Source organism: Phytobacter sp. V69, from assembly GCF_965644215.1.
Taxonomy (GTDB): domain Bacteria; phylum Pseudomonadota; class Gammaproteobacteria; order Enterobacterales; family Enterobacteriaceae; genus Phytobacter.
Genome location: NZ_CBFFRL010000204.1, coordinates 1 through 7846, shown reverse-complemented (window position 1 = coordinate 7846; position 7846 = coordinate 1). Strand labels below are relative to the sequence as shown.

Below are 7846 nucleotides of genomic sequence, written 5' to 3'. Positions count from 1 at the left end.
CAGCTCAGCTAAGGTAAGGCTAATACAGCTAAGGACTCCACTGAACCCCACCGATTAAATCGCACCTTCCCTAAGGCTCAACGTATTCCTGCCGAATTTTAGGTATAAAAAAAACCCACTTCCGCAGAAGTGAGGTTTTATCAGAAGACATGAATGGCTTATTTGTTCAGTTCAGCCAGCGTCAGCCAGGTTTGCACCACGGTGTCCGGGTTCAGGGAAAGGCTATCGATGCCCTCGTCCATCAGCCAGGCCGCGAAATCTTCGTGATCCGACGGGCCCTGCCCACAGATGCCGACATATTTGCCGTGTTTCTTGGCTGCGCGAATCGCCATCGACAGCAAAGCTTTCACCGCTTCATTACGCTCATCGAACAACTCAGAGACCACTCCGGAGTCACGATCCAGCCCCAACGCCAGCTGTGTCATGTCGTTTGAGCCGATAGAGAAGCCGTCGAAGTGTTCGAGGAACTGGTCAGCCAGCAGCGCATTCGACGGGATCTCGCACATCATAATGATCTTGAGTCCGTTTTCGCCGCGTTTCAGCCCCTGACGCCCCAGTTCTTCCACTACCGCTTTCGCCTGCTCAACGGTACGAACAAACGGGACCATGATTTCCACGTTGGTCAGCCCCATCTCGTTGCGCACGCGTTTAACGGCGTCACATTCCAGCGCAAAACAGTCTCGGAAACTGTCGGAAACATAGCGACCAGCGCCACGGAAGCCGAGCATCGGGTTCTCTTCATCCGGCTCATAACGTTCACCGCCGACGAGGTTGGCGTACTCGTTGGATTTGAAGTCAGACAAACGCACGATCACGCGTTTGGGATAGAACGCCGCCCCCAGAGTGGCGATGCCTTCGGTCAGACGCCCCACGTAAAACTCTTTCGGCGAATCGTAGCCTTTCATGATTTCGCGGATTTCGTTTTGCAGTTTTACGTCCTGGTCATCAAACTCCAGCAGCGCACGCGGGTGCACGCCGATCATACGGTTGATGATAAATTCCAGACGAGCCAGCCCGACGCCTTCATTCGGCAGGCAGGCAAAATCAAATGCTCTGTCCGGGTTGCCGACGTTCATCATGATTTTGAGCGGCAGCGCAGGCATTTCATCAATGCTCGAACTCTTCACGCTAAAGTCCAGCATCTCGGCATACACGTAGCCTGTATCGCCTTCGGCACAGGAGACGGTCACCTTATCGCCATCCTTCATGCGCTCCGTTGCGTCGCCGCAGCCGACAACCGCCGGGATCCCCAGCTCACGTGCGATGATCGCCGCATGGCAGGTACGCCCGCCACGGTTGGTGACGATAGCCGCCGCTTTCTTCATGATCGGTTCCCAGTCCGGGTCGGTCATGTCGGTCACCAGCACGTCGCCCGGTTCGATGCGATTCATTTCACTGATATCGTGAATCACTTTCACCGGACCGGCACCGATACGCTGGCCAATCGCACGCCCTTCGGCGATGATTTTGCCCTGCGCATGCAATGTGTAACGCTCCATCACTTTGCCCTGCGAGCGCACGGTTTCCGGACGCGCCTGCACGATAAACAGCTTGCCAGTATGTCCGTCCTTCGCCCATTCGATGTCCATCGGGCGGCCATAGTGTTTTTCAATCTGCACAGCCTGTTTTGCCAGTTCCTGCACTTCCTCGTTAGTCAGCGAGAAACGGTCGCGGTTAGCTTGCTCGACGTCTTCGATACGCACCTGTTTGCCATGCTCCTGCGTCGGGGCATAGACCATGCGAATTTTCTTCGAGCCCATTGTGCGGCGTACGATAGCAGGACGTCCCGCTGCCAGCGTTGGCTTGTGAATGTAGAACTCATCCGGGTTGACCGCGCCCTGCACCACCATTTCGCCCAGCCCCCAGGCCGCGGTAACAAATACCACCTGGTCGAAGCCGGATTCCGTGTCGATGGAAAACATCACGCCGGAAGAACCGATGTCTGAACGCACCATCCGCTGCACCCCAGCCGACAGCGCGACGCCGCGGTGATCGTAACCCTGGTGCACACGGTAGGAGATGGCACGGTCATTGAACAGGGAAGCGAAGACGTGCTTCACCGCCACCAGCACTGCGTCATACCCCTGCACGTTGAGGAAGGTTTCCTGCTGGCCCGCAAAGGAAGCGTCCGGCATATCTTCTGCCGTCGCCGAGGAGCGCACAGCGAAGGAGGCCTGGTCGTCATCAGCAGACAATTTGGCATAAGCCTGATGGATTGCATCTTCAAACGCCGGCTGGAACGGGGTATCGACAATCCACTGGCGAATCTGCGCCCCGGCTTTCGCCAGTTCGGAAACATCGTCAATGTCCGTTTTCTCCAGCAGGTCATAGATGCGCTGATTCAGGCCACTTTGTTCGAGAAACTGGTTAAACGCATCGGCTGTGGTCGCAAACCCATTGGGTACGCTTACGCCCATACCGGACAGATTAGTAATCATCTCACCAAGGGAGGCATTTTTGCCCCCAACTCTGTCTACATCATTCATGCCGAGTTGGTCATACCAAAGCACCAGCGGAGACGAGCCATTGTTGGACATCTAAACAATCCTTTTGTGATATTTGAATGGGGTAATAAAGCATTTGCTACCGTTTCATCCTGGCATAATTATTCCGCCTGAAAAAACGGTGAATCGTTCAAGCAATTTAAATTTTTGTCTTTTCGGATAGTTTCCCGTCAATTCTTAAGTCCCTGATAATCAGATAATCCTGAAAACCATTCTTTTTTTAAGCTCATAATAAAAATGAACCGTACTTTTCATTAAAAACAAAAATAGTGTTTCATTTTAAAATTTCGGAAAAGCCTCTACGCAGAAGCGTGACTTTAATTTATGCTTTCAGATAATTACGCATGACAATCAGGAAGGGTAAAATGGACACAGCTGTTGACCGCCAGGTTTTTTATATTTCCGATGGTACCGCTATCACTGCAGAAGTATTAGGCCATGCGGTGATGTCGCAATTCCCCGTCTCCATCAATAGCATCACGCTGCCCTTCGTTGAGAATGAAAGCCGCGCCAGAGCGGTAAAGGACCAGATTGACGCTATCTATCAGCAGACAGGCGTGCGTCCATTAGTGTTTTATTCCATTGTACTGCCAGAAATTCGCGCCATTATTTTACAGTGCGAAGGATTTTGTCAGGACATTGTTCAGGCACTGGTTGCACCGCTACAACAGGAATTAAAACTCGACCCGACACCTATTGCGCATCGCACCCATGGGTTAAATCCAGGCAACCTGACGAAATATGATGCTCGCATTGCCGCCATTGATTACACGCTGGCACATGACGACGGTATTTCGTTGCGCAACTTGGATCAGGCTCAGGTGATTTTGTTGGGTGTTTCGCGTTGTGGAAAAACGCCGACCAGCCTTTATCTGGCAATGCAGTTCGGCATTCGCGCAGCGAATTATCCCTTTATTGCCGATGATATGGATAATCTCGTTCTCCCGGTTTCGTTGAAGCCTCTTCAGCATAAATTATTTGGTCTGACCATTAATCCGGAGCGTTTAGCTGCCATCCGCGAGGAGCGCCGGGAAAATAGCCGCTACGCCTCGTTACGCCAGTGCCGCATGGAAGTGGCAGAAGTGGAAGCGCTTTACCGCAAGAACCAAATCCCATGGCTAAACAGCACCAACTATTCCGTTGAAGAGATCGCCACCAAAATTCTCGACATCATGGGGCTCAATCGTCGCATGTACTAATAAGCTAGTACATGAGTAACGAATTTGCTATCATGCTGGCCTTTGATGTGATGCGTATCACAACCTGCTATTGAATTAAGCAAGGATTGGTTTAAGGTGTGCGCATCGCCTCCGGCATTTGGCCGTTTGAGCACAAAATTTTGAGAATTCTGATGAACAAAACCGATGAACTTCGCACTGCGCGCATCGAGAGCCTGGTCACCCCGGCTGAGCTGGCGCAGCGGCACCCCGTTTCCCTTGAGGTTGCGGAACATGTCACGCAATCCCGACGCCGTATCGAGAAAATCCTGAACGGTGAAGACAAACGCCTGCTGGTGATTGTTGGTCCCTGCTCGATCCACGATCTGGATGCCGCAATGGATTATGCCCGTCGCCTGCAGGGATTAAGGCAAAAGCACAGTGCGCAACTGGAAATTGTGATGCGCACCTATTTCGAAAAGCCGCGCACCGTTGTGGGCTGGAAAGGATTGATTTCGGACCCAGACCTGAACGGCAGCTACCGCGTGAATCACGGTATCGAACTGGCTCGTAAACTGCTGCTTGAAGTGAACGAACTGGGCGTGCCGACGGCAACCGAGTTTTTGGATATGGTCACAGGGCAGTTTATCGCGGATCTGATCAGCTGGGGCGCGATTGGCGCGCGCACCACCGAAAGCCAGATCCACCGCGAGATGGCTTCAGCACTCTCCTGCCCGGTTGGCTTCAAAAACGGTACCGACGGGAATACCCGTATCGCGGTGGACGCGATTCGCGCTTCCCGCACCAGCCATATGTTCCTCTCGCCGGACAAAACCGGGCAGATGACCATTTACCAGACCAGCGGTAACCCTTATGGGCATATCATCATGCGTGGCGGTAAAAAACCGAATTTCTACGCTGATGACATTGCCGCCGCCTGTGAAACCCTGCGTGAATTTGATCTGCCGGAACAACTTGTCGTCGATTTCAGCCACGGTAATTGCCAGAAACAACATCGCCGTCAGCTCGACGTGTGTGATGACATTTGTGCGCAGATTCGCAATGGTTCAACGGCCATTGCCGGGGTGATGGCCGAGAGTTTCCTGAAAGAAGGTACGCAAAAAATCGTCAAAGGCCAGCCGCTGGTGTACGGCCAGTCCATCACCGACCCTTGCCTGAGTTGGGAAGACAGCGAACTGTTACTGGATAAACTCGCTGCTGCTGTTTCATCACGTCTGTAATCCCCTCTCCCGTCGGGTCTCCCGGCGGGACACTTTTCCCTACCCCAAATGATTGGTTATACAAATAATACTTGCGGCTTATCTCACAAGTATCAATAATAATTCTCATTGTTATATCTAATATCGTTAACGCAAAATGTCCAACAGGGATACCACGACCGCTACGGCAGAGAAACTGCCCACCAGCCCAACCACTATTCTTCCTGAGGATCGCCGAATCAACAGCAAAACGCTGTTGGGAGATGCGGCGCGCGTTGTCATAGAGCATCAGGGGCAAGAATATCTGCTGCGACAAACACACGCCGGAAAACTGATTTTAACCAAGTAGACATTAGCTTGAGCAGCTGACTTCCAGCCGTTTCCCCCAGTCTGGCGGACGGCGGCTGTAGTCATCATTGCGCTCGGCATAAGGCTCACGCAATGCCGCATGCAGACGCTCCAGCTCTTCGGTGTTCCCCTGCTCTGCCTGTTCAATCGCCCGCTGGGCGAGCCAGTTTCGCAGTACCACCGCCGGGTTCACGCTTTGCATCTGCTGCTGGCGCTGCGCATCAGGAATGTTCTCCTGCGCCAGACGATCCCGGTAACGGCGAAACCAACTGTCAAATGCCTCACGATCGATAAACTCATCACTTAACGCGCTGCTGGCGCTCATCTGCTCGCTATGGCTTAACATGCGGAAAGTGCGGGTGTAATCGCTGCCTTCACGCGCCATCAGCGCGAAGAGTTCACTCAACAGCACATTGTCGTCCTTCTGCTGGCTAAAGAAGCCCAGTTTCTGGCGCATCAATACGCCGTATTCGGTCAGCAATGCCGTCTGGTAGCTATCCAGCGCCGCGTTGAGCACATCGGCACTCACAAACGGTGACAGGGTTTGCGCCAGGCATTGTAGATTCCACAGCCCGATGGTTGGCTGATTATCAAAGCTGTAGCGCCCCTGATAATCCGAGTGATTGCAGATAAAACCGGGCTGGTAGTCATCGAGAAAACCGAAGGGACCGTAATCAATCGTCAGGCCCAGAATCGACATGTTGTCGGTGTTCATCACTCCGTGAGCGAAACCAACTGCCTGCCAGCGAGCCATCAATGCAGCGGTACGGGCGATGACATCCCGGAACCAGACCTCATACTTGTCGGCAGCATTTTCCAGATGCGGCCAGTAATGCCGAATCACAAAATCTGCCAGCTGGCGGACCTTCTCCGGTTCGCGGCGATAGTAGAAGTGCTCGAAGTGACCAAAACGAATATGGCTTTGCGCAATGCGCATCATCATTGCCCCCTGCTCGACGCTTTCGCGATAAACAGGCGTGTCGCTGGTGACAATTGAAAGCGCACGGGTCGTCGCAATACCCAGATGGTGCATGGCCTCGGAGGCCAGACTTTCGCGGATGGTTGAGCGCAGAACAGCGCGACCATCCCCCATACGGGAATACGGCGTAAGCCCGGCACCTTTGAGATGCCAGTCCAGCGTCGTACCGTCAGGCAGCTGTTGTTCGCCGAGCAAAATGCCGCGCCCGTCGCCCAGTTGCCCCGCCCAGACACCAAACTGGTGGCCGCTATAGACTTGCGAAAGGGGCGACATTCCCGGGAGTAGCGTTTCGCCACCCCACACGCCTGCGCCTTTTTCGGGCGCAAACAGAGCAGGATCGATGCCCATGGTTTTCGCCAATGGCGCGTTGTGCCAAAGCAGCCGGGCGTTACTCAGCGGTATTGGAGACAGTGCGGTATAAAAACCTGGCAGCTCATCGCGCCAGCGGGTAATAAAAGACAGGGCCATAATTCCTCCTGTCTTTATTGTAGTGTGTTTACATGATGTTAAACAGAGGTTAAGGCCAGGGTTATCAGTGAACCAGACTGGTGATCATGGAGGCAGGCACTGCCGGCCACAAATTCCCCTGCATCGCATTGAACTGATACGGCTTGACCCGTTTTAAGGTTTTTTCATCATCAATACCGCCGATCATCACCGAACGGCAATAGGGGGAAATTTGCGAGACAATCGCCCGCATAAAGGGTTCGAACGAACGCGACATCAGGCGCTGATGCACGAAATCTTTATCCAGTGCGACCCGATTAAACAGCCCATCAAAAATGGCGCGGGTAGAGGCAGATCCGGCACCAAAGTTTGCCAGTATCACAGAATAACGTTCGCTCAATAATACGAGTGAATGATTTTCTTTGCCTTTTGTTAGATCGGGATAATTCTCATTTACGGTAAATTCAAGGAAAGGATATTTCGCTACCTTCTCGGCAAGTTCAACATTGGAAATCAACGCGTCGACAATAACCGGCGAAATATTTATCCAGGCAAGAAGTTGATGCTGAATAAAGAACAACTTACAGGATTCCAGTAAATCTAATTGCTCAGCAAAAAGCGTCAGCGCTTCGTCTGTCGTCAGGCGCGGCAGGATCTGCTCGGCAGGCGCATGTACAGTACCGGCCCCGACAAAATTGACCAGTATTTCTACCCCGACAAGGGTACCGTAGCCGTTGCGCGCAGGCTTTAATAAAAACTCTGAGCGATAAGTGTCATCAAACGAAACGATCATGGCGCCAACCCCGCGTTAAGGGTGATATCCGGCATCGAAAAACCAATGCGCACATGTTTCAATGTAGTTGAGTTTAATAAAACTGGCTTCATCATTTCCCATTATATTGTCGAAAAATTCCTTCTTTTCGTGATCAAGCTTATCCTGGTTAAATTGCCCATACCAGCGCCCGCCACGATGTAGACAGTCCTTTAAGGTAACGAATAGTTAAATAAGAAATATTGAAGAAAGAATGGATGAATGATGAGGAAAAAAACAAAATTTGCGTTTAGTTCACAAAAGCAGCGGCCGGGTTAGCCCGTCGCTGCTTGCGAACAATGGGATTAGGCTGTGTCCCTTAATTGCATAACCTCTTGTAAAACAATCGGATGCAACCCAGCTTGACCATTGAAAGATAA

The 7846-nt window shown here is 52.2% G+C and carries 6 protein-coding genes; 3 read left to right on the top strand and 3 right to left on the bottom strand.

Annotated elements, in window-relative coordinates; translation table 11 throughout:
• Window positions 1–158: 158 nt before the first annotated feature.
• Window positions 159–2537, bottom strand: a complete 2379-nt coding sequence (gene ppsA / locus ACSZPU_RS21120; protein ID WP_499002850.1) for a phosphoenolpyruvate synthase — start codon at window positions 2535–2537, stop codon at window positions 159–161.
• Window positions 2538–2869: 332 nt separating this feature from the next.
• Here ppsA and ppsR point away from each other — a divergent pair, with 332 nt between their 5' ends.
• The 3 genes from ppsR (at window position 2870) to hemP (ending at window position 5230) form a co-directional block, all read left to right on the top strand.
• On the top strand, window positions 2870–3703 hold the full coding sequence (gene ppsR, locus ACSZPU_RS21115) for a posphoenolpyruvate synthetase regulatory kinase/phosphorylase PpsR (RefSeq protein WP_499002848.1): 834 nt from the start codon (window positions 2870–2872) through the stop codon (window positions 3701–3703).
• A gap of 152 nt (window positions 3704–3855) precedes the next feature.
• Window positions 3856–4902, top strand: coding sequence for a 3-deoxy-7-phosphoheptulonate synthase AroH (aroH, locus tag ACSZPU_RS21110; RefSeq protein WP_499002846.1), 1047 nt, complete (start codon window positions 3856–3858; stop codon window positions 4900–4902).
• 136 nt (window positions 4903–5038) lie between these two features.
• Window positions 5039–5230, top strand: coding sequence for a hemin uptake protein HemP (hemP, locus tag ACSZPU_RS21105; RefSeq protein ID WP_499002845.1), 192 nt, complete (start codon window positions 5039–5041; stop codon window positions 5228–5230).
• 3 nt (window positions 5231–5233) lie between these two features.
• Here the strand turns inward: hemP and selO are convergent, their stop codons facing one another.
• Both selO and ACSZPU_RS21095 read right to left on the bottom strand, forming a co-directional pair.
• Window positions 5234–6676 carry a protein adenylyltransferase SelO gene (selO, locus tag ACSZPU_RS21100; RefSeq protein ID WP_499002844.1) on the bottom strand — a complete coding sequence of 481 codons (1443 nt, stop codon included), beginning with the start codon at window positions 6674–6676 and terminating at the stop codon, window positions 5234–5236.
• A gap of 64 nt (window positions 6677–6740) precedes the next feature.
• Window positions 6741–7448 carry an EAL domain-containing protein gene (locus ACSZPU_RS21095; RefSeq protein ID WP_499002842.1) on the bottom strand — a complete coding sequence of 236 codons (708 nt, stop codon included), beginning with the start codon at window positions 7446–7448 and terminating at the stop codon, window positions 6741–6743.
• Window positions 7449–7846 lie beyond the last annotated feature (398 nt).